Source organism: Candidatus Eisenbacteria bacterium (genome assembly GCA_016930695.1).
Classification (GTDB): domain Bacteria; phylum Orphanbacterota; class Orphanbacteria; order Orphanbacterales; family Orphanbacteraceae; genus JAFGGD01.
This window is the reverse complement of the sequence record JAFGGD010000013.1, coordinates 58,261-78,724: the sequence shown is the minus strand read 5'-3', so window position 1 is coordinate 78,724 and position 20,464 is coordinate 58,261. Positions and strand designations below refer to the sequence as shown.

The following is a 20,464-nucleotide window of genomic DNA, read 5'->3' as shown; positions in this document are numbered from 1 at the left end:
GCTCCCGACCACGAGGAGAGCCATGCGCAAACGACCGTTCCCGATCTCTTTCGCGTTGTTCGTTCTGGTCGTACTGATCGCGACGGCCGCGGCCGCCCACGACGTGCGCCACACCGTGATCGTCGACGCCGACATGGCGCTGGACGATCTGCGCGCGCTGGCGATCGCGGCGACCGCCCCCGACCTGGACCTGCTCGCCGTCATCGCCGTCGACGGCTCCGCCTCTCCCCTCGCCGGCGCGCGGAGCGCCGCCCGACTGCTCGGCGCGCTGGACCGCTCCGGCGTTCCGATCGGCGTCGGCCGCGCGACCGGCCGGCCCGCGCCCGCCTGGCGGCCGATGTCGGAGGCGATGGGTTGGGCGGACCTCCCGCCGGAAAACATCGACGCCCCTCTCCCCTCCGCCACGGATCTCCTCCGCCGCGCCATCCGGGAGTCGCATCACGAAATCACCATTCTCTGCCTCGGGCCGTTGACCGACCTGGCGGACCTGCTTGGGGAGAATCCCTCCATCGCGGAGAGAATCGGAATCGTGTATTACGAGGGGAACGGACCGGACGAGACCCCCCTTTCCTGGAACACGGCGCGGGACACGGCGGCGGCGCGCGTGGTCTTCGCGGGCGGATTCCCGATCGTTTCGATCGCGCTCGGGCGCGGGGATTTCCTCCCCTTCGACCGAAATCTGCTGGACGCGATCAAGCGGGTGGAGACGCCGGCGGCGCGGGCGATCGCGGCGATGCACGCCGACCCCAGAACCACGCGCCTCGTCGACGCGGGCCACTTCGTCGCCTGGGACGAGACCCTCCCCCTTCTTCTTCTCGAGCCGGATCTGGCGACGATCCGCCCCGTTCCGGGAGAGTCGGACCGCTTCCGCCTGACCGCCTGGAATCGGGAAGGGGCGACGCGCGCCTACCTGCGCGTGCTCGAGGAAGGGGGCGGCCCCTTCCCGCCGCGCCGATCGGTCGTCTTCGAGAGTTTCCCCGCCGACCCGGCCCTTTTCCGGCGGGACGTGGCGGAGATCGCGCCGCGGGTGATCGCCCGGCACGGCATGGAGGAGTGGAAGGCGGCGCTCCTCACCAACGAGCTGCACCGCCACCTCGGCATCTACTCGATCCTCGGCGCGAAAATGGGGATCCGGGCGCGGGAGATCCTCGGGGCGTCGCTGGACGAAACGGAGGTGGTCTCCTTCACCGGCCTCGGCCCCCCGCTCAGCTGCATGATCGACGGACTGCAAGCCTCCACCGGCGCGAGCCTCGGCCGGGGGACGATCCGCGCGGACGGGGAGAACCCTCGGCCGGAAGCGCTCTTCCGAAAGGGGGATCGCGCAATCCGTTTACGCATCAAAGATGAGCTGGTGGCGCGGATCCGCGCGGACATCCGCCGGGCGATCGAGGAGAAGGGAAACCTGACCCCCGCCTATTTCGCCGAGGTGCGCCGCCTTTCCCTCGTCTACTGGTTGGAGACGGACCGGGCGGAAGCGTTCGAGACGACCGAGGAGGCGCCGGCGGCGTTCCGCTGACCGGCGCGTCCCCGTCAGCCCCGTTCTCCCCAGGCGCGGGCGACGTTTTCCCGCGGCGCCGGCCGCCCGAACAGCGTCCCCGCGACGATCACCACGAGCCCCACGGCGAGACCGATCAGGAAACCGTGGATCCCTTTCCAGGGGGCGGGCAGGCGGCCCCGCACGATCTGCCAGAGAAGCGCCGCGGCGGCGCCCGCGATCATGCTCGCGAATGTCGCCGCCGGACCGGTACGCCTGCAGTAAAGCCCGAAGAGGAGCGGCCACAGGTTGGTGGAGGCGATCACCGCCCAGGCGAAAGCGGTGAGCACCAGCACGAGCGCCGGCGGCTTCAGGGCGATCAGCAGGCTGATCACGCCGACGGCGAGGCTGGTCACCCGGTTCGCCCGCACCTCCTGCGCCGGCGTCATGGTCCGGCCCATCCCGTGGATCCAGACATCCCGCACCATCGAGCTGGAGATGATGATCAGAATGCCGGCGAAGGTGCTCATCCCGGCGGCGACCACGCCCGCGAGAAAGATCGCGCCCCCCCAATCATTGAGAACCAAAGTGGTGAGTGCGGGGATCGCCTGATCCGCGCTCTCCAGGCCGGGGAGAAGCACCCGGGCGATCGCCCCGTTCAGATAGGGGAGGATCGCCACGGCGCTCCCCAAAGTCGCCACCACCATCCCGAGACGAAGCATCTTGGCGTTTTTGATCGAGTAGAAGCGGATGATGAGCTGGGGCATTCCCCATGTGCCGAGGCTCACGATAAAGGCGAAGCTGACGAGTCCCGCCCACCCCCATTCGCCGGGTGTGTGCAGGTAGCCGGGGCCGATCGCCGCGAGGCGGTCCGCCATCGCCGTCGGCCCGCCGATCTTCATGATCGCCGCGAAGGTGAGGAGGAAGAGGGCGAAGATCATCACGATGGCCTGCACGAATCCGGTCCAGACCACCGCCAGGTAGCCGCCGACCGCGGTATAGAAGAGGATCACCAGGCCGGAGAGGAGCACGCCCCCCCAGTAGGGCATCCCCATGCAGCCGGTGAAGCACTCCGCCATCCCTTTGAGAACGCTCACGTTATACACGATAAGGAAGATCGCCGTGATCTCCGCCGAGAGGACCCGCGCCCGGGGGGATCCGTAGCGCGCCGCGAAGAAGCCGGGGAGGGTCATCGCGTCGAGTCGCTCCGTGAAGAGGCGCACCCGCCGGCCGAGCACGATCCAGGCGAGGGTGGTGCCGACGAGCACGTTGAAGCCGGCGATCCAGAGCGTGGAGAGGCCGAAGAGATAGCCGAAGCCGCCGCCGCCGATGATCACCACGCTCGAGTAGTACGCGGCGACGAAGGAGAGGGCGGTGACCCACGGGCCGACGGAGCGCCCGCCGATGGCGAAGTCCGCCGCGCTGCGGCTCCGGCCGCGGAGCACCACGCCGATGGCGGCGAGGAGGCCGAGGTAGAGGGCGAGGACGAAGATATAAACGATCACTCCCCTCCCCCCTTCCGCTCCCCTGCTTTGTCCGCCAGCGCCCAGACGACGGCGATCACGATGGAGACGAGGATGAGGAGAACCGCGCCGAAAGTGGACCAGGGTATATGGAAGGGACCCATCGTCGCTCCTTTAATTCAGGTCGTAACTGATCTGCCAACGGATGAAGTGGGCCGTCTCGGTCCAGTCCGCCGCCGGCGCCGTCTTGTCGCAGCCGCAGGGATAGCAATACGGACCCGAATCGTAGTACCCGCCCGGATCGAAACGCTCCCAGAGGAGATGCCCCGAGAAACCCTTCCCGATACGGAACTTCGCCCCTAAAAGAGTCAGGATCCCGCGCGACTCACCCTCTTCCGGCGCGTGCCAGTAGGCGCAGCGCCCCTCCAGGTCGACCCTTTCGGTGAGAGCGTGGGTGACTCCGGCGAAGGGACCGATCATGTCCTCCCAGAGGCCGACGCCCCCCTCGCCGACGAGGGAGTAAATATAGAGATCGCTCCACCTGGGCCAGCGCCCCCAAGGCGTGCGAAATGCGCGGAGCTGTTCCCCCTCGCCGGAGTAGAAGAGGCAGCCCGCCTCGGCGCGGGTGCGCTTCCTCCAGGTCTTCCATATTTTCGCCTGCGCCGCGAGCGCCCATCCCTCGCGCGCGTCTCCGAACCGCCTCTGCGGCGCGATCTCCAGGAGCACCCCCGGATCTTTCCCCTCGTCGATCTTCTGGCGGAAATCGAAGGTCCAGTTGGTCTGCGTCGGAAGAACGCCGTCGGGATCCTTTTCGCGCTTCATGATCAGCGCCGCCTCTTTTCCGCCGGCGCCCGCGCAGCGGATCGCCAGGGCGCGCTCGTCGGCGTCCCGCATCGGCCGATCCTCGGAGATCCACTTCTCGTCCCGGGCGATCACGAGAGGATCGTCTTTCTGATTGGCGACGGCGAGAACCTCGATCAGATCCTTCTTCCCCCAGACCACGCGGAAAGCGTTCTGGTGGATGCTCCGGCTCCCGTCGAAGGGGTTGCCGTCGAGCACCAGGAATCCGTCGTTCCACACCACGTCCTGCCGGCCGAGGGTGATCGCGAAAGGCCGTTCCCCCCCTTTCCAGGTCCAGGCGAGGCGGTCGACGATCAACTCGTCTCCGTTCCAACCGCCGCCCGGGGTCCGCATCTCCCTCGACTCGTTGGCGAGGCGCGCTTCGAACACGTTCCCCCCCCCCGGCTTCCAGCGGAGACCGAGACGGGTCCGGACGCGGATCCAGTCCCGGTCCTGCTCGTTTGTGTCAAAATAGTAAACGTTCGAAAGGATTTCCTGCCGGACGCGCAGGCCGGCCATCGGCTCCACCGAACCGGCCCGCGGGGCGCCGCCGGCGGGAGCGAGGAGCGCGGCGAACAGCAGCGCGAACGCGAGAGGAGCGAAACGGGTCCGCGCGCGCGAACCCCCTTTTCCCAGGCGCATCGCGACATCCGCCGGGCCGCTCACGCCTCACCCGCTTTCGCGGCGAGGGCCGCGTAGAAGGCGGCGGCGCGGGAGAGGTCCCGGACCGGGATTCTCTCGTCCGGCGCGTGGGCGTAGACCTCCGCCCCCGGGCCGAAGCCGATGGTGGGAATGCCGAACATCCCCGCCGTGGCGACGCCGTTGGTGCTGAAGACCCATTTCCCCACATCCGCCTCGGCGTCGAAGACCTCGCGGTGCGCCTCCCGCGCGCGCAAAAGCCAAGGGGAATCCTCCGGGAGCGTCCAGGTGGGATAATACTTGTCCGTTCCATAGACGAGGCCGGTGTAGGCCTTCTCCTCGTATCGGAGCACCTCCACGCGGGCGCCGCCGACGCCGGCCCGCGCCGCCGCGTCGGACAACTCCTCCACCGCCTTTTCTTTGTCCTCGCCGGCGGTGAGTCGCCGGTCCACCTGAACCGTCGCCGAATCCGGCACGGCGCACTGCGAAGGCGAAGTGAAAAAGAACTGGGACGCGCAAATCGTGCCGCGGCCGAGGAAGGGGTCGTCGGCGAGCCGCGTGTTCAGCTTCTCGATCTCCAGGGCGATTCGCGACCCCTTGTAGATCGCGTTGTCCCCGCGGGTCGGATCGGAGCCGTGGCAGGAGAGGCCGGCGGCGCGGACGGTCATCTCCATCCGGCCCCGATGCCCCCGGTAGATACGGCAGTCCGTCGGCTCGGTGATCACCACCAGGTCGGGGCGAATCCCCTCTTCCTTCACCAGGTACTGCCAGCAGAGCCCGTCGCAGTCCTCCTCCATCACCGTGCCGGTGAAGAGAAGGGTCAACCCTTTCGCCAAACCGATCTCGCGCACGATCCGGGCCGCGGCGAGCATGGATGCCATTCCCCCCTTCTGGTCGCTGGCGCCGCGGCCGCGCACCATGCCGTCCACCACGCCGCCCTCGAAGGGGTCGAAGGTCCAGAGCGATTCATCGCCTGTGCGCACCGTGTCGATGTGGGCGTCGAAGGCGACGGTTTTCGGCCCGTCGCCGATCCGGCCGATCACGCTGCCGAGCCCGTCGATTCTTACATCGTCGAAACCGATCCGCTCCATCTCGGCGCGGATCCGATCCACCACCTCCCGCTCTTCCGTGGAGAAGGAGGGGATTCGTATCAGATCGCCGAGCAACCGGGCCGTGTCCGCTTCGAGCGCCTCGGCCATCCCCGCGATCTTCGCGTACCTCTCTTTCATGAGTGTTCCTCCGGTTCGGCCGGCGCGCCGCGGGGACGCCGCGGGACGCGCACCGCCGACCACTCAGCATACGGGCGGGCCGCCTCGCGTTCAAGCGGCGCGAGAGGGCGGCCCTTGACGCGCGCGCCCTCCATCCCCCAGACTCCGGACGTCATGGAACCGACCATACTGATCGTCGAGGACGACCGGAAGATCGCCGCCCTGGTCGCCAAGAACCTCGAGGCGGCGGGGATGCACTGCGTCCTGGCCCGTGACGGCGAGGAGGCGATGGCCGAGTTTCGCCGCATCCGGCCCGCCTTGATCGTTCTCGACCTGATGATTCCCGTCATGGACGGGCTCGAAGTCACCCGACGAATCCGTCGCGAAAGCGGCGTGCCGATCCTGATGCTCACCGCCCGGGGCGGCGAGACGGACAAGGTGCTCGGCTTCGAAATCGGCGCCGACGACTACCTGACCAAGCCCTTCGGCACTCTCGAGCTGGTCGCGCGCGCGCGCGCGCTTCTTCGCCGGGCCGGCGGGGGGACGCGAACGGAGATGATCGTCCGCGGCGACATCCGCGTCGACCCGGCCAAGCGGGAGGCGCTCCGCGGAGGCGAGCCGGTCCCCCTCACCTCGCTCGAGTTCGACCTCCTCCACTTCCTCGCCTCCCGCCCCGGACGCGTCTTCGACCGGGAGAGCCTGATGGAACAGGTGTGGGGAGAAGAGCGGATCGTGGACGCCCGTTCCATCGACAGTCTGATCAGCCGTCTTCGAAAGAAGCTGGAGCCGGATCCGGCCCGCCCCGTTTACATTCAAACGGTCTGGGGCGCCGGCTACCGTTTCGCCGAGGATTCATCCTGATGGCGCGTCTCCGTTCCCCCAGTCTTTTCTGGACATTCGCCGGCGCATTCGTCGCCGTGCTCATCGTCGCCCTCTTCCTTCAGGTCACGGTGATTCATCTGGTGATCACGCCCCTGGCGGAACGTTGGGCGGAGGCGCGCGCCGAGGTGCTCACGCGGGAGGTCGCCGAAGAGCTGACCGCCGCGTTCGCCGCCGACTCCCTCCCCGACGTCCGCCGGATCCTCCGCGAAAGGGAACCGGAATTCAGCCCCTTTCACCTCGTCTTCCGGGGAACGGACGGGAGGATCGTGGACGGAAGGCCCGTCCCTCCCGATGCCCGCCGGCGGATCGGTGGCGCGTTCGGCGGCGGGAAACGGCCGGAGGAGGACGAGGCGGCGGACACGCTGCGGGAGCGCCCGCGAGGAGAGCCCCCGGAAGTCGCCGAGCGGGAAGGCGGTTTCCCCGGACGGGACCGGGACGAAGAACGGCGGACGCACAGGGGCTTTCAAATCCTCGCGCGCCACCCCGTGACGATCGACTCGCTCCCCGGCGGGGAAGTGCTGGCGATCTCTTCCCAGCATTCCTTTCCCATCCTGCCGCGCTTCGTGCAGTTCCGCACTCTCCTCTTTCTCCCCGTCGCGCTGCTGCTCGCCGGCGCCGCCGGGTTGATTCTCTTCCGCCTGTTGGTGCGGCGGATCCGGACGCTCGAGGCTTTCGCCGCCCGAGTCGAGGGGGGAGACCTGGACGCTCGGGTCGCCGACCCCGGACCGGACGAGATCGGCCGCCTCGCCGGGCGGCTCAACCGGATGACCGACCACCTCTCCGTGGCGATACGCCGAATCGAGGAAAACGACAGGCAGCGCCGGAGGCTTCTGGGCGACATCAGTCACGAGTTGGCGACACCGCTCACCACGATCCGCGGCTACACCGAGACGCTCCTCAACCCGGAGGTCCCCCTCTCTCCGGAAGAACGCCGGGACTATCTGCGAAGCGTTTTAGAGGAGGCGGAAAGGATGGGACTCCTGATCAACGATCTTCTCGATCTGACCCGCCTCGAAGGGGGAGGCGCGCCGCTGGAGAAATCGCTTCTCGATTGGGCGGAACTCTGCCGGAACACGATCACGCGCCTCGAACCGGCCTTCCGCAAAGCCGGTCTTTCCATCCGTTGGGAGAGCGGCGACGCGGCGATGGTCCACGCAGACGGCCGCCGCCTGGAACAGGTGCTCGACAACCTCCTCGCCAACGCGCTCCGGCATGTCCCCTCCGGAGGCACGGTGACCGTCTCGGTCCGCCCCGTCCCCGGCGGCGGCGCGCCCTCCCACCGCCTCGCCGTGGAGGACGACGGGCCCGGCTTCCCTGCCGGCGATCTCCCCCACGTTTTCGACCGCTTCTACCGCGGCGACCCGAACCGCGCCGCCGGCGGCACCGGCCTCGGGCTCGCCATCGTCCGGGAGATCGTCCTCGTTCACGGAGGCTCGATCCGCGCCGAGAACCGCCTCCCCTCCGGCGCGGCGGTCCTGGTCGACCTTCCGGCCGCGCCACGCCTATCCCCTTGACCGGCGGCGTCTTGCCGCAATTTCCCCAATCACCGTCACATTTCTGCCACATGCCGGGGGTACCTTACCCATAGAGAAGCCGGTAGGCCCTCTACTAACGCGCCGCCCGCCGTGGACCGGCCGTGCGGCGAAGGAGGAAACACAATGAACGGAAGAATGAGAAACCGGAGCGGTTCCAGGCTGCCGACCGCCGGAGTCGTGGTGATGATGATCCTCGCCACGTTCCTCTTCGGCGGTTGCAAGGACGAGGCGGAATCTCCGGTGGGATCCGACCTGACCTCGGCGGCGCCCACATCCAATTCGGCCACCCTCTCCGCGGCCGGAGAGGGAATCGAGCTGACGATCGATCAGATCGACGCGGCGCTCGATCTGACCGACGAGCAGGCGGCGGCCCTTGCGCCGGTGGTGGCGGAGTGGACGGAAGCGATGGAGGAGCGCCGCGCGGAGATGCAATCGAGCCGCGCCTCTATTTCCGAGAGGACGCGCGGGCGGCGGGGCGCGGCCGGCCGCATGCACGGGCGGAGCGACGGCGCCCCCGAGCCCCCCGACGGGGATCCCCCGCTGCTCACCCTCCTCGAGGGGAGCCGTGAAACCCTCACGAGCGAACAGTACACCGGATTGATCGAGCTTCTCGCGGCGAAGCATCAGGAGCACCGGGCCGCGATGGGAGCCGCGCGCGACAAGGGCGCCGGCAAGGATCGGGGACGGGCGAAGGACCGGGACCGCGGCTTCATGGGCTTCCCGGATGAGCTGGTGGAACAAATCGGATTAACGGACGAACAGCGGGCGGCGCTCGAAGAACTGCACGAGTCGATTCGCGCCCGCATGGAGGAACTCCGCGGAAACGGCGGCGAGCGCGGCGAAAACCGCGAAGCGATGCGCGCGATCCACGAGGAAACCCGCGCCGCCGTGGATGCGATCCTCACGGAGGAACAACGGACCGAGATGGAGGCGCTCCGGGAAGAGCGGCGCGACGGACAGAGGGAGAGAGCGGAGGAGCGGAGCACCGACGGGATCGAGCGGCGCGCCGATTTCCTCGCGCGGGCGCTCGGGCTGGACGACGGAGCCCGCGCCGGCATCGAGTCGATCCTGGAGAACGCGCACGAAAAGATGCTCGCCCTACGCGACGACGACGGCGGGCCCGAGAACCGCGGGGCCCGTTTCGAAGAGATGCAAACGATCCGCGACGAATCGTCCGCGTCGATCCGCGCCCTTCTCACGGAGGAGCAGGCGGCGGCCTTCGACGCCCTCGCGGAGCTGATGCCGGGGCACGACGGACCCGGCGGTCGCCACGGACCTCCCCGCAAGTAGGGGGATCCGCGCCGCCCGGCCGGGCGAGCACCGGCCGGGCGGTCTTCGAGAGGCGGCGCGATCGGGCGTCCCCCGGCGCGGGAGAGAGCGGAGATGAACGAGAGAGAGCGGAAAGAGAATCGACGGGCGACGGGACGGTTCTTCTCCGGCTCGTCCGCGAACGGGGAATGGTCCGGAGCCGGACCCGTATCGAACGGGCCGGAAACGACGGAACGGGAAAACGACTTTATGGATCGTCCGCGGCGGCCGGCGGAGAGGTTCCTTCCTCTGCCACGGTCCTACTCGTCCACACACCGCCGGTTCGCCCGGACGGTCCTCAACGATGACGGAGGCGCGCTTCGATGAAGAGGAAAGGGATCATCGCGCTCGCGGGGATACTCGTCCTCGCGGCGTTCGGAGCCGCCTCGGCGCTCTTCCGGGGCGGACCCGCGGAGAAGCGGTACAAAACCGAAGAGGTCGTCCGCGGCGACTTGGAAAACACGGTGACCGGCACGGGCACCATCGGTCCCGTCGGCTCGGTCGAGGTGGGAACCCAAGTGTCGGGGACCATCGCCCGAATCTTCGTCGACTTCAACGATCGGGTCCGGGAGGGGGAGCTTCTCGCCGTGCTGGACACGACCCTTCTCTCTCTCGCCGTGCGCGACGCGGAGGCGAAGGTGCTGCAGGCGGAGGCTCTTCACGCCGAGGCGAGTACGGAGTGCGAGCGGACCGCGGAACTGGCGAAGAGCGGCTTCGCCTCGGACAGGGAGGAACTCGCCGCCCGAACCGAAGGGGAAACGACGCTCGCATCGCTCCGTTCCGCCCGGACGGCTCTCGACCGGGCGCGCACCAACCGGGACTACGCCCTGATCCGATCGCCGGTGGACGGGACTGTGATCGAGAGAAACGTGGAGGAGGGACAGACGGTGGCGGCGAGCCTCTCCACGCCGACCCTCTTCATCATCGCGGAGGATCTCTCGGCGATGCGGATTCTCGCCGAGGTGGACGAGAGCGACATCGGGCGGATCCGCGACGGCCTGGAGGCGCGTTTCACCGTCCTCGCCTACCCGGACGAAACCTTTATCGGTAAAGTTACCCGCGTGCGCCTGCAACCGACGACGCTTCAGAACGTGGTGAACTACACCGTCGAGGTGAGCGCCGAAAACCGGGAGGGGTTATTGCTCCCCGGCATGACCGCCACGGTCGATTTCGTCGTGGAGAGCCGGAAGAACGCCCTTCTCGCGCCGAACACCGCGCTCCGTCTCCGCCCGTCGGAAGAGATGCTCGCCGAACTCGGAAAGAACGGGGAAGGGACGAAGGCGGCGGGCGGGCGCGGCAAGGCGGGCGGGGCGGCTCGGGCTTTCGGGCCCGCCTCGAGACCGGGCGCGCCGACGGATGCGGCCTCCGAGAGGATCCGGATTTGGACGTTGGACGGGGAGGGCCGCCTCGGCGCCTCACTCGTGCAGACGGGGATCACCGACGGCAAGCGGACGGAGATCCTCGCCGCCGGCGGTCTCGCCGAGGGGATGAAGGTCGTGACCGGGACGAGCGCCTCGTCCGCCGACACCGGTGAAAACCGCGCCGGCCCGGGCGCCTTCGGCCCGAGACGGCCGTTCTAGGGGGCGGGCGATGACCGCGGCGGCGAACACGGAATACGTCATCAAGGCCCGAGGCCTCGGCAAAACCTACGCCATGGGGACCATCACCGTCGAGGCGCTCCGCGGCGTCGATCTGTTCGTCCGTCCCGGCGAAATGGTGGCGGTCATGGGACACTCCGGTTCGGGAAAGTCGACGCTGATGAACCTGCTCGGCTGCCTCGACCGCCCGACGGCGGGCGTCTATCTTCTCGAGGGGGAGGATGTCTCCTCCCTCGGCCGCGACCGCTACGCGGACATCCGGAACCGGAAAATCGGTTTCGTCTTCCAGGGATTTCAACTCCTGCCGCGCACCTCGGCGCTGGAAAACGTGGCGCTCCCCCTTCTCTACGACCGCTCCGAGAGGATCGGCGACCCGGACCGGGCGGCCCGCGAAGCGCTGACGAGGGTCGGCCTCGGCGACCGGATGGACCACGAGCCGAACCGCCTCTCCGGCGGGCAGCAGCAGCGCGTGGCGATCGCCCGCGCCCTGGTGACCCGCCCGGCGATCCTTCTCGCCGACGAGCCGACGGGGAACCTGGACACGCGGACGTCGCTGGAGGTGCTCGCCCTCTTCCAGGAGCTGAACGACGCGGGGATCACGCTGCTCATCGTCACCCACGAGCCGGAGATCGCCCTCTACGCCGAACGGATCGTGGAACTCCGGGACGGGGAACTGTTGCGGGACGAACCGGTTCGGAACCGGCGCCGGGCGGACCGGGACCTCGGGGACGCGGCCTTCCGGTCCACCGCCGAAACGACGGGGGTCGCACCGTGAACCGGTCGGGCAGGCTGCTTCGCACGGCGCTCCGCGCCATTCTCCGCAATCGGATGCGGAGCACACTCACGTCGCTCGGCATCATCATCGGCGTCAGCGCGGTGATCGTCATGATCGGCGTCGGCGTCGGCTCTCAGGCGGAAATCGAATCCCACATCGAAGGGCTCGGCACGAACCTGCTCATCGTCTTCCCCGGATCGGGACAAACCGGCGGCGTGCGCCACGGCGCGGGCAGCATGAACCGCTTCACGCTGGATGACGTGGAGGCGATCGTCGAAGGGGCGGCCCTCTTGGAGGCGGTCTCACCGGTGGTGAGCAGCGGCAACCAGGTGATCGGCGGCGGGGAGAACTGGTTCACGAGCGTCCTGGGCGTGGCGCCGGAGTATCCCTCCATACGCTCCTGGAATCTCGACTCCGGATCATTCTTCACCGATCAAGAGATCCGGACGCGAAAAAAAGTGGCCGTGCTCGGGAAAACGGTGGCGGACGAGCTCTTCCCGGATCAGGACCCGGTCGGAGAACGGATCCGAATCCGCAGCACCCCCTTCGAGGTGATCGGCGTGATGGAGGAAAAAGGGCGGAGCGCCGGCGGGCGCGACGAAGACGACGTGGTGCTCGCTCCGTCGACGACGGTGCTCTACCGGCTCAAGGGGGACCGCTGGATCGACATGATCCTGGCGAGCGCCGCCGACGCCGCGTTCCTGGACGCGGCGGAGGAGGAGATCGCCGCGCTTCTCCGGACGGCGCACGGCATCGGCGAGGGAGAGGATGACGATTTCACCGTCCGCACCCAGGCGGAGATCACCGAAGCGGCGGCGGAGACCTCCCGGGTCCTGACGATCCTGCTCGGATCCATCGCCGGCGTGTCGCTCGTCGTGGGCGGCATCGGCATCATGAACATCATGCTCGTTTCGGTGACCGAGCGAACGCGGGAGATCGGCATTCGGATCTCCGTCGGCGCCCGCGGCAGGGACGTGCTCGTCCAGTTTCTCGCCGAATCGGTGGCGCTCAGTCTCGCCGGAGGGGTGATCGGCATAGGAATCGCCTTCGCCGTCTCCGGTCTATTGGAACGGTTCGCCGACCTCCCGGTGCTGATCACGCCGTCCAGCGTGCTTCTGGCGGTGGTCTTCTCCGGCGCCGTGGGTATCTTTTTCGGCTACTATCCGGCCCGCAAGGCGGCCGCGCTCGACCCGATCGATGCGCTGCGCTATGAGTAAACCCACCTCCTCGTACCCTTCGGGTTCGAAGGCGGAGAGGCCGGCGGGCCGGTTCGGAATACTGATCGCCCGGAAAGGCGCCTCGCGGAAAAAAGCGAAGAAGCCCGGAGGGAACAAGAAAAGATCTCCTCCTCCGGTTCGCGGAAGAGGAGATCTTGTTTTCCCTTCGCTCCTTAAGCGTCCCTGCGAGAGGTTCCGCTCCCTGATTTCAGTTTTCCCGCAGAACGTAGTCGTCGTACTCCACCTCGAAGCGGAGTTTGTGTCTCGCCTCTTCCTGGGCGAGGCCGCGGAATAATTCCGCCGTCTCTCCGCTCTCGGCGGAGGCGGCCAGATCGCTGTACAGCTTGAAGGCCTTCTTCTCCTTCTTCATCGCCAACACGAGCGCGTCCGCGTAATCCATCCCCGGCGTCGCTTCCTTCTCTTCGAGATAATCGCCGATCTTCAGATCCTGAACCGGCTTGGAAGACTTGGCCACCAGCCGTTTGTTCTCCTTCACCGCCAGTAGTTTCGCCTTGTGGCCCCTCTCTTCGGCGGCGAACTGCTCGAAGACTTCCTTCATCTTCTCCACCCGTTTCGCCATCTCGAGGTAGAAACGCTCCGATTCCTCCTCGCGCTTGACGGCGAAATCGAGTACCTCATCGATCGATCCGAAGTTGCTCATCACCCGTCCTCCCGAAGGCGCCGGCAGATCGGCGCGTCGATATCCGGTGTCGTGAATTGTCGGTGAGACCGCTCACCGCGGCCGGCGGCGGACTCTTTGGAGTGTAACGCGCCCGGCATTCGTACGCCAAGGAAAGAGGAGACGCAAAAAAGGGGCCCGGCGCGCGCCGGACCCCCGTTTCGTTTCGCCCATGCAACGAACGGTTCGTTAACGAACCAGAACCATCTTCCGCGTGTCGGAGCGCTCCGCCGTCCGGAGACGGGCGAAATAGACGCCCGAGGCGACCGGCCGGCCGGAGTCGTCACGCCCGTCCCAGGTCTCGCGGAATGTCCCCGCGTCGCGCGGCCCCCGGGAGAGTACGGCGACCAGGCGGCCGGACACATCGTGGATCGCGAGGGTCGCCTCGCCGGCGCGGGGCAGCTCGAAGAGGATCTCGGTGACGGGGTTGAATGGATTCGGCGCGTTCCCGAGGAGCCCGAAACGGACCGGCGGGGCGGTTCCCGCCAGCTCCACGCCGGTGGCGTCATCCACCAGATAGGTGGAGTCCTGAATGGTGTAGGTGCAAAGTCCGTTGGTGCGGATCACCACGTCGCCGCACACCTCGCCCATGCCCATGGGAGGCGAGCCTCCGGTCCCCCCCTCGGTCTGATAGATGTAGGCGCCGCTGCTCACGACCCGGTTGATCATGTCCTGTTTGGGGTGGCCGTAGGGATTCCCGTCGCCGACGGATATGATCACCGCCTGCGGATCCATCCAGTTCAACAGATTCTGGTTCGTGTTGCAGTAGCTGCCGTGGTGGTTCGCGCGGACCACTTCGATGTTCCCCACGTCCTGGGCGATGGAGGTCTCGATGTCGTGGTAAGGATAACAGCTCGAATAGCCGGGCGTGTCGCCGCCGACGTAGAACTGGAAGTTCCCCACCTCGACGACCCAGTTCACCGAGAGGTCGTTCTCCGCGTAGGTCTCGTCATAGGGAGGTGAAAGCTGGCCGTTCCCGTTCACGCCGACGCAGGTCATGGTGACGCCACCGCCGAGGTCGAGCACCAGGCCGTCGTAGGCGGTCGCCCGCTGCGAGCCGATGGCGGCGACATAGTTGTCGTAGGTCACGGTGGAATAGGACCAGCCCCGGTCGTAACAGGAATCGGTCAGAGTGATCAGCGCCGAATTGAACACTTCATCCAACCCGCCGATGTGGTCCGCGTCGTAATGCGAGGCGCCCATGTAGGTGAGCGTGTTGATCCCGATGCTGTCCAGGTAGGGAACCACCTCGGCGCTCCCCACGCCGTTGTTCCCGGCGTCGAAGAGGAAAGACTGGCCGGTTCCGGCGACGATCAGCGTGCAGTCCCCCTGCCCCACGTTGATGCAATGGATGACGAGCGTGGGCTGGGTGTCGGTCACATAGGCGGAAGGGCTGTTGGAGACCGGTCCCTGGAGAAGCGCCTCGTCCTCGGCGCGAACGGCGAAGTAGAGGGTCTGCCCCTCCGGAAGGCCGGTCACGGTCCACGATTCGGAGGAGCCGGAGGATTGCGGCGCCGGCTCGTCGTCGACGTCGTTCGCGGAGGCCCAGTTGGCGCCGGTGATCGGGCTCGTGTGCCAGCGGACCACGTAGGCGGAGGCGGTGCCGGTGGTTCCGTCGTCGCCCACGGCGGTCCAGTCCAGATCGACGGTGCCGTTGTACTCGCCCGAGGAGGCGGCCAGATCGGTGATCTGCGCGGGCGCCTCGGTGTCCGCCACGAGCACATCGTAGTTATCCCGCGGCTCGAGCCGGAAATTCCCGGAGAGATAGTGCATGAGACCGGTGAGCTCGACAAGCGTGTCTCCGAGGGAAGGCCAGTTGTAGGTCATCAGGTCGTCGACGAAGAGGGTGTCCGTGAGGGGCGCGTCGCCGTCCACTTCGACCACCCGCCAGTCGCTCGCGTTCACGGCCGTGCACGCCAGATCGTCCAGGGTGACCAGGCACCCCTCCCACTGCTCGGCGGTGGCGCTTCCGGTGTTCACATCGTCCACCGCGACGGCGGACGCCGCCGGCAGCGTTTGATCATTGTCGAGCACGTTGACGATGCCGCCGACCCCGGAGGTGGCGGTGATGTTGGAAAGGCCGCTCGATTCGGTGTAGTAGCCGGAAACGGTCACCAGATCCCCTCGAGAGACATAGGGGTTTTCGCCGCGGGCGACATAGATGCCCCCGTAGGCGCCGCCCGCCGGCTCGATGACCCAGAAAGCGTCCGCCGTCACGCCGGTCACGATGACGCTATCCACGGTGACCCAGGTGTACTGCGAATAGGTCCCCTGCTGGATCTCGTAGATCGTCGCGTCCTCCGCACCGGCCCAAGCCCCGCCGGCGGCGAGGAGAGCGGCCAATGCGGCCGCCGCGATCGTTCGTGCACAATTCATTCGTTCATCCCTCACTCGGATGGAGATAGGGAAAAGAGAGTAACCGCCCCGCGCGGTCTCTCTCCGTTCCGGCCGTTCTTTTCGCGAATTTTCGTTTCGAACCGTCACGAGCGCTCCCCCATCGGGATTACCCGCCGGGAGAACGGCACACGGGGGGAAGCTGTTTGTATTATAGCATTTTCCCGAGGGCTCCGCAAGAGTGGAATCCAGGAAAGTCGTTGTCGAAACAACAGTTAACTTTTATCAAGTTTCACTAAATCAGAGAAAATCCCGCCGGAAGGGATGGAGTCAAACGCCTCTCCGGGTTAGCATGTGGATTCGAGAAACGGAAACAGCCGCGAGGCGGCACGCGACCGAATCATCCGGATCCCCGGGGAGGAACGGGAATGGACAAGAAACAGGTGGACGAACTCTGGCCGGAGCTGGAGTGGATCGAGGACGGAGAACTGCGGAACAAGGTGCGGGATGTTTGGGCCTACGCCCTCGAGGAGAGCGTGCTTACGCCGGATGACCTGCGGCGGATCCCCTTCACGCTCCTCGCCCCGGGCTGCACGGTCACCTTCATGGAACACAAACGTTCTGTCGTACACATCGCCCGCGAGTCGGGGCGTATCATGAAGGAGTTCTACGGCGACCAGTTGCCGATCGACATGGACGTCCTGATCGCCGGCGCCATTCTGATCGATGTGGGAAAGCTCCTCGAATACGTGCTGGACGGGAAGGGGAACGCGGTGGTCGGCATGACGGGAAAATACCTGCGCCACCCCTTCACCGGCGTCGCCCTCGCCCGGCGTTTCGGCCTCCCCGATCCGGTCTGTCACATGATCGCCACGCACGCCAAGGAGGGGAACCTGGGGAAGAGAACGGTGGAGTCATTCATCGCCCATCACGCCGACTTCATGACCTTCGAGCCCTTCGTGGACCGAATCGGTTAGGAACCTTCGGTAGGAAATGCGAAACCGCGGGGAAGTCCGGGATCTTTCCCGCGGTTTTTCCATTCCGGACCGGAGGGGGCCGAGACGGGTCGGGCGGGCTCAGCGATTCAAGGGCACGCCCCGTTCCAGCGCGCGGCCGCTCGCTCCGTCGTAGGTCTTGAGGATCGGCCGGTCGTCCGGCGCATCGGTGTCCATTCCCACGGGCGCGATCTCCCGGAGAGCGGGCGACGCGGCGGTCTCTCCATCGCATGCGCCTCCGCCGTAGGTCATCACGATCGGCCGCCGCCGAGGGGCGGCGCCCAAAGGGGGTAGTTCCACATCCTCGCCGGCTCCGACGGCGAACGCGTCCGGCGGGAAACCGGTGAGACGCCAGCCCTCCGGAAGCCACCCCTCGGCCACGCGGATCGTGTAGAGACCGGGCGATACGGCCTGAAAACCGTACGCGCCTCCGGCGCCGGTCAATCCGCTCGCCCTCCGTGTCTCCCCCGCGCACAGCTCGATCCGGATATCCCGGAAGGATTCCTCGCCCGGGTCCCAGACGCCGTCCCCGTTCGCGTCGACGAAGAGGCGCCCGGAAACGCGGGCCGCCCGGCGGACGGGGACGGCCAGGTCGGTCCGGCGCCCCGCCTCGATCCAGACGAGAGAGGGGAAGTCGGCGAGCGCCACCGTGCCCGACGGCAGAGTGGCGTCGTTCAGGTCCACGTCGTGCTCACCCGCTTCGAGGGAGGACCAGGAAGCGGCGCCGTCCGATCCGGTGATCGCCTGCTCTCCGTCGACGGCGAGCACCACGCCCGCGAGCGCCTCCTCCCCCGGGTCGCGCCGGCCGTCGCCGTCGGCGTCCAGGAAAACCAGCGCCCGAAGCCCGCCCCGTTCCGGCGACCAGAGCACCGGAAGCCCGTTCGCCTCGCTCCAGGTAAGGTTTACCTGCCAACGTTCCACGGTCCAATCGTCCATTCCGCCGACGATGCTGGATTCGGTGCGCAGGTGGAGGCCGGCGAAAAGGCGCAGGTCGACGCGGGGACGGAAGGTGTGGCGCGTCCAGGGCTCCGTGCCGGAGAGGGACTGCTCGAAACTCTCCCCCATCGCCGCCAGCCCGACCGCCGCCCTTCCCCCGGTGGTGTTCCACCCGAGATCGGTCACCCAGGTCACGCTCCGCGTTTCCGAAGCGGACTCGGGCACCCATTCCCGCCCCCGGTTCCAACGGAACGCGGCGCGGAGACTCCGGATCGAACCCCCCAAAGTGGCGCCGTATTCGGACAACTCCCCGCTTTGGCCGCTCCGAAGGTCGAAGGCGTCCCCCCTCTTCCCGGAAAGCCCGAAGAGAAGGCGGCCGAGGGGCCACCAGATTCCGCCGCTCAGGTCGCGTCGCTCCGCGTCGCGCACGCTCCCCTCTTCCCCCTCCCTGTCCCTCCTCCCCCCCGCGGAGAGTTCGAGGCGGGGACCGGACCGCGGGGTGAGCCGCGCGCCCATGCGATAGCGCGCCGTCACCCGGTCGTCCGAGTCGGCGTTGTCGCCCGAGCGCCCACGAGATCCGTCCGCGCTCGTCCAGAGAGCGAGGGACGCGACCGGCCGATAGCGCAGGTAAAGAACCGCCCCGTCCCGGTCGCGGGTCCAACCCGGATTCCCGGAGGTGCCGGCGTAGAGGCGCGTGTCGGCGGTCCAACGCTCTCCTTGCCTTTCGATCTCCAGAAGCGCCGCACGCCCGCTTTCCGAACCCCCTCCCTCGACCGGGGCTCGGCCCAACGCCCCTTCCGCCCTCAATGAAAAACCGGGGTGCGGCTCGTAGACGGCGGAGAGCACGCCCATCCGGCGCGGGCGGATCTCGTCGTCCGGCGCGAAGAGAAGATCGCGATGAATCCAGTCGGCGCCGACCCACCAGGACCGTCCGACCCGACGGCCGACGCCGGCCGCCCAGGCGGAGTGTGCGCCCGCCGCGCGGTCCCGGGAAAGGAGCGCCCGTGAAGTCCACCGGTCCCCGTCGGAACGAAAACGAATCCCCCGTCCGGAGAGGACCCGGTAAGCCACGTTCGGGAAGGGTGCGTTCACGTCCCCGGCGACCAATTCCCATCGATCCCGCAGGTAGCCGACGCGCAGATACTGACTCCTCCAGTCCCGCGCCCCGGAACCGCGGTCCCCGCTGACGAGATCGAGATCCATTTCGATCCGGGAATCGTCCGAGAGGGCGCCGGCTACGACGCCGCGGAAACCGAAGGCGGGGTCCTCCCCTTCACTCTGCAGGACGGAGAAAGTGGAACGCACCGGAAGGCGGCGGTAGGTCCCTCCGGACGGCCCGCCCTCGACGAGAGTACTCACCCGGCGGCGCACCGAGAAGACGCCTCCGCCCGCGGCGTCGTACTCCGCCGGATCGGCGATCATGGTCAGGATGTGAATGGTCCCCTCCGCCGCCTCGCGGGGCACCTCCAATCCGACATGCAGGTCCCGCCTCTCGCCGGGAAGGAGTTCGACGGGCGAGTCCGGAGGATCGATCCGCCAGTCCGGGGTCGACTCGAAGGAAAGGGCGACACGGGAGGTCACGTTCCCCGCGTTCTCGATCGTAAACGTATGAATGACCCACTCCCCCGGCGACCCGCCGACGAGCGGCGCCGCCGGCGTGAGACCCACCTCGCGCACCTCCTCCACCCGGATCGTCTTGGTCGCGGTCACCTTGCCGACGCCGTCCGCGGAGAGGACCACGGCGTTCACTTCGTAGAGAGAATCCGCCGACGCCCGAGCGGGAACCCACACGGTGAAAGGAACGCCCGCCGATTCTCCCGGACCGAGGGAGAGGACGCGCCGAGGCGTCACCGCGCTCCAAGTCTCGGGCAGCTCCAATTCGACGGTCACATCCTCGGCCGAGGGGGACCGGTTCTCGATCAGGAAGGACCAGGTCGCGAAGCCCCCCGGCGTCGCCCGGTCGGAGATCCAAGAAGAAACGGTCACGGAAGAAGAAGCCCGACCGGCGTCGGCGGCGCCCCGCGGCGCCCAGGCGAAAAACGTAAAGACCGCCGCCGCGAGTAACGGAAGCGGGACGAACCGGAGGGGGAGGCGAAGCGGGCTCATCGCGGTTTCACCAGAAAACGCACGCCCAGACTGTAGCGGCCGGGCGGCGTGTTCCAATCGAGGGCGACGGCGACGTCCAGCGGAACGACCGCCCGTCCCCCCTCGGGATTGTCGAAAACGAGCCACTCCCCCTCGTCCAAGGGGCGATAGGCGCCTGGCCCGTCTTCATCCTTCTTCCAATAGAGATCGCCGCAGGGTTTCCCCACGTCCACCGGATCGAATGCGGGACTATCCGTCACGACATAGAGGCTCCATCCGCGATCGTCGACGGGCTCCACTTCGACAGAGAGGGCGCAGATCCCGCGCGCCGCGCCGACCTCCGCCCGTCCCGCCGCCAGAGCGCCCTTGGTGACGAGGGGGAAGAGCACCTTTCCGGCGCTCACTCGGACCGAGGCGAAGTCCGCCGCCGCCGCCGGACCGATCGCGAGAAGCGCCGCCGCGGCGAACACCACCGAACGTCCGACCACGCCCATCC

Annotated in this window: 15 protein-coding genes; 8 read left to right on the top strand and 7 right to left on the bottom strand. The window is 67.7% G+C overall.

The genetic code is table 11. The features are described 5' to 3' along the window. Positions 1–22 precede the first annotated feature (22 nt). Positions 23–1,516: a nucleoside hydrolase gene (locus JW958_02270; protein ID MBN1825062.1), complete on the top strand. Its 1,494-nt coding sequence runs from the start codon at positions 23–25 to the stop codon at positions 1,514–1,516. Between the two features lie 14 nt (positions 1,517–1,530). On the opposite strand, the gene JW958_02265 is transcribed toward JW958_02270, so the two are convergent. The 3 genes from JW958_02265 to JW958_02255 form a co-directional block, all read right to left on the bottom strand. After that, positions 1,531–2,979 (bottom strand): sodium/solute symporter, encoded by a 1,449-nt coding sequence (locus tag JW958_02265; protein MBN1825061.1) that lies wholly within the window; start codon positions 2,977–2,979, stop codon positions 1,531–1,533. Between the two features lie 132 nt (positions 2,980–3,111). After that, the gene (locus tag JW958_02260; protein ID MBN1825060.1) at positions 3,112–4,419 is read right to left on the bottom strand and encodes a hypothetical protein; all 1,308 of its coding nucleotides are present in this window, start codon (positions 4,417–4,419) and stop codon (positions 3,112–3,114) included. 20 nt (positions 4,420–4,439) lie between these two features. Further along, positions 4,440–5,615 (bottom strand): YgeY family selenium metabolism-linked hydrolase, encoded by a 1,176-nt coding sequence (locus tag JW958_02255; GenBank protein MBN1825059.1) that lies wholly within the window; start codon positions 5,613–5,615, stop codon positions 4,440–4,442. A gap of 183 nt (positions 5,616–5,798) precedes the next feature. On the opposite strand from JW958_02255, the gene JW958_02250 reads away from it, so the two are divergent. The 6 genes from JW958_02250 to JW958_02225 all read left to right on the top strand — a co-directional run bounded on the left by JW958_02250 (position 5,799) and on the right by JW958_02225 (position 12,939). Further along, the gene (locus tag JW958_02250; GenBank protein MBN1825058.1) at positions 5,799–6,485 is read left to right on the top strand and encodes a response regulator transcription factor; all 687 of its coding nucleotides are present in this window, start codon (positions 5,799–5,801) and stop codon (positions 6,483–6,485) included. Next, entirely contained in the window at positions 6,485–8,020 is a 1,536-nt protein-coding gene (locus tag JW958_02245; protein ID MBN1825057.1) for a HAMP domain-containing histidine kinase, read from the top strand. The genes JW958_02250 and JW958_02245 overlap by 1 nt, the downstream gene beginning before the upstream one ends. 144 nt (positions 8,021–8,164) lie before the next feature. After that, positions 8,165–9,331: a Spy/CpxP family protein refolding chaperone gene (locus tag JW958_02240; protein MBN1825056.1), complete on the top strand. Its 1,167-nt coding sequence runs from the start codon at positions 8,165–8,167 to the stop codon at positions 9,329–9,331. A gap of 341 nt (positions 9,332–9,672) precedes the next feature. Beyond that, the gene (locus JW958_02235; protein MBN1825055.1) at positions 9,673–10,929 is read left to right on the top strand and encodes an efflux RND transporter periplasmic adaptor subunit; all 1,257 of its coding nucleotides are present in this window, start codon (positions 9,673–9,675) and stop codon (positions 10,927–10,929) included. A 10-nt stretch (positions 10,930–10,939) separates the two neighbouring features. Beyond that, positions 10,940–11,722: an ABC transporter ATP-binding protein gene (locus JW958_02230; protein MBN1825054.1), complete on the top strand. Its 783-nt coding sequence runs from the start codon at positions 10,940–10,942 to the stop codon at positions 11,720–11,722. Positions 11,723–11,775: 53 nt separating this feature from the next. Continuing rightward, on the top strand, positions 11,776–12,939 hold the full coding sequence (locus tag JW958_02225; GenBank protein ID MBN1825053.1) for an ABC transporter permease: 1,164 nt from the start codon (positions 11,776–11,778) through the stop codon (positions 12,937–12,939). Between the two features lie 208 nt (positions 12,940–13,147). Here JW958_02225 and JW958_02220 read toward each other — a convergent pair whose 3' ends face one another. Together JW958_02220 and JW958_02215 are read right to left on the bottom strand one after the other, a co-directional pair. Continuing rightward, on the bottom strand, positions 13,148–13,600 hold the full coding sequence (locus JW958_02220) for a ferritin family protein (protein MBN1825052.1): 453 nt from the start codon (positions 13,598–13,600) through the stop codon (positions 13,148–13,150). 207 nt (positions 13,601–13,807) lie between these two features. Beyond that, on the bottom strand, positions 13,808–15,994 hold the full coding sequence (locus JW958_02215; protein ID MBN1825051.1) for a T9SS type A sorting domain-containing protein: 2,187 nt from the start codon (positions 15,992–15,994) through the stop codon (positions 13,808–13,810). A 386-nt stretch (positions 15,995–16,380) separates the two neighbouring features. Here JW958_02215 and JW958_02210 point away from each other — a divergent pair, with 386 nt between their 5' ends. Next, positions 16,381–16,929 carry a phosphohydrolase gene (locus JW958_02210; protein MBN1825050.1) on the top strand — a complete coding sequence of 183 codons (549 nt, stop codon included), beginning with the start codon at positions 16,381–16,383 and terminating at the stop codon, positions 16,927–16,929. Positions 16,930–17,028: 99 nt separating this feature from the next. On the opposite strand, the gene JW958_02205 is transcribed toward JW958_02210, so the two are convergent. Together JW958_02205 and JW958_02200 are read right to left on the bottom strand one after the other, a co-directional pair. Further along, the gene (locus tag JW958_02205; GenBank protein MBN1825049.1) at positions 17,029–19,989 is read right to left on the bottom strand and encodes a hypothetical protein; all 2,961 of its coding nucleotides are present in this window, start codon (positions 19,987–19,989) and stop codon (positions 17,029–17,031) included. After that, positions 19,986–20,462, bottom strand: a complete 477-nt coding sequence (locus JW958_02200; GenBank protein MBN1825048.1) for a hypothetical protein — start codon at positions 20,460–20,462, stop codon at positions 19,986–19,988. The genes JW958_02205 and JW958_02200 overlap by 4 nt, the downstream gene beginning before the upstream one ends. Positions 20,463–20,464: the final 2 nt, after the last annotated feature.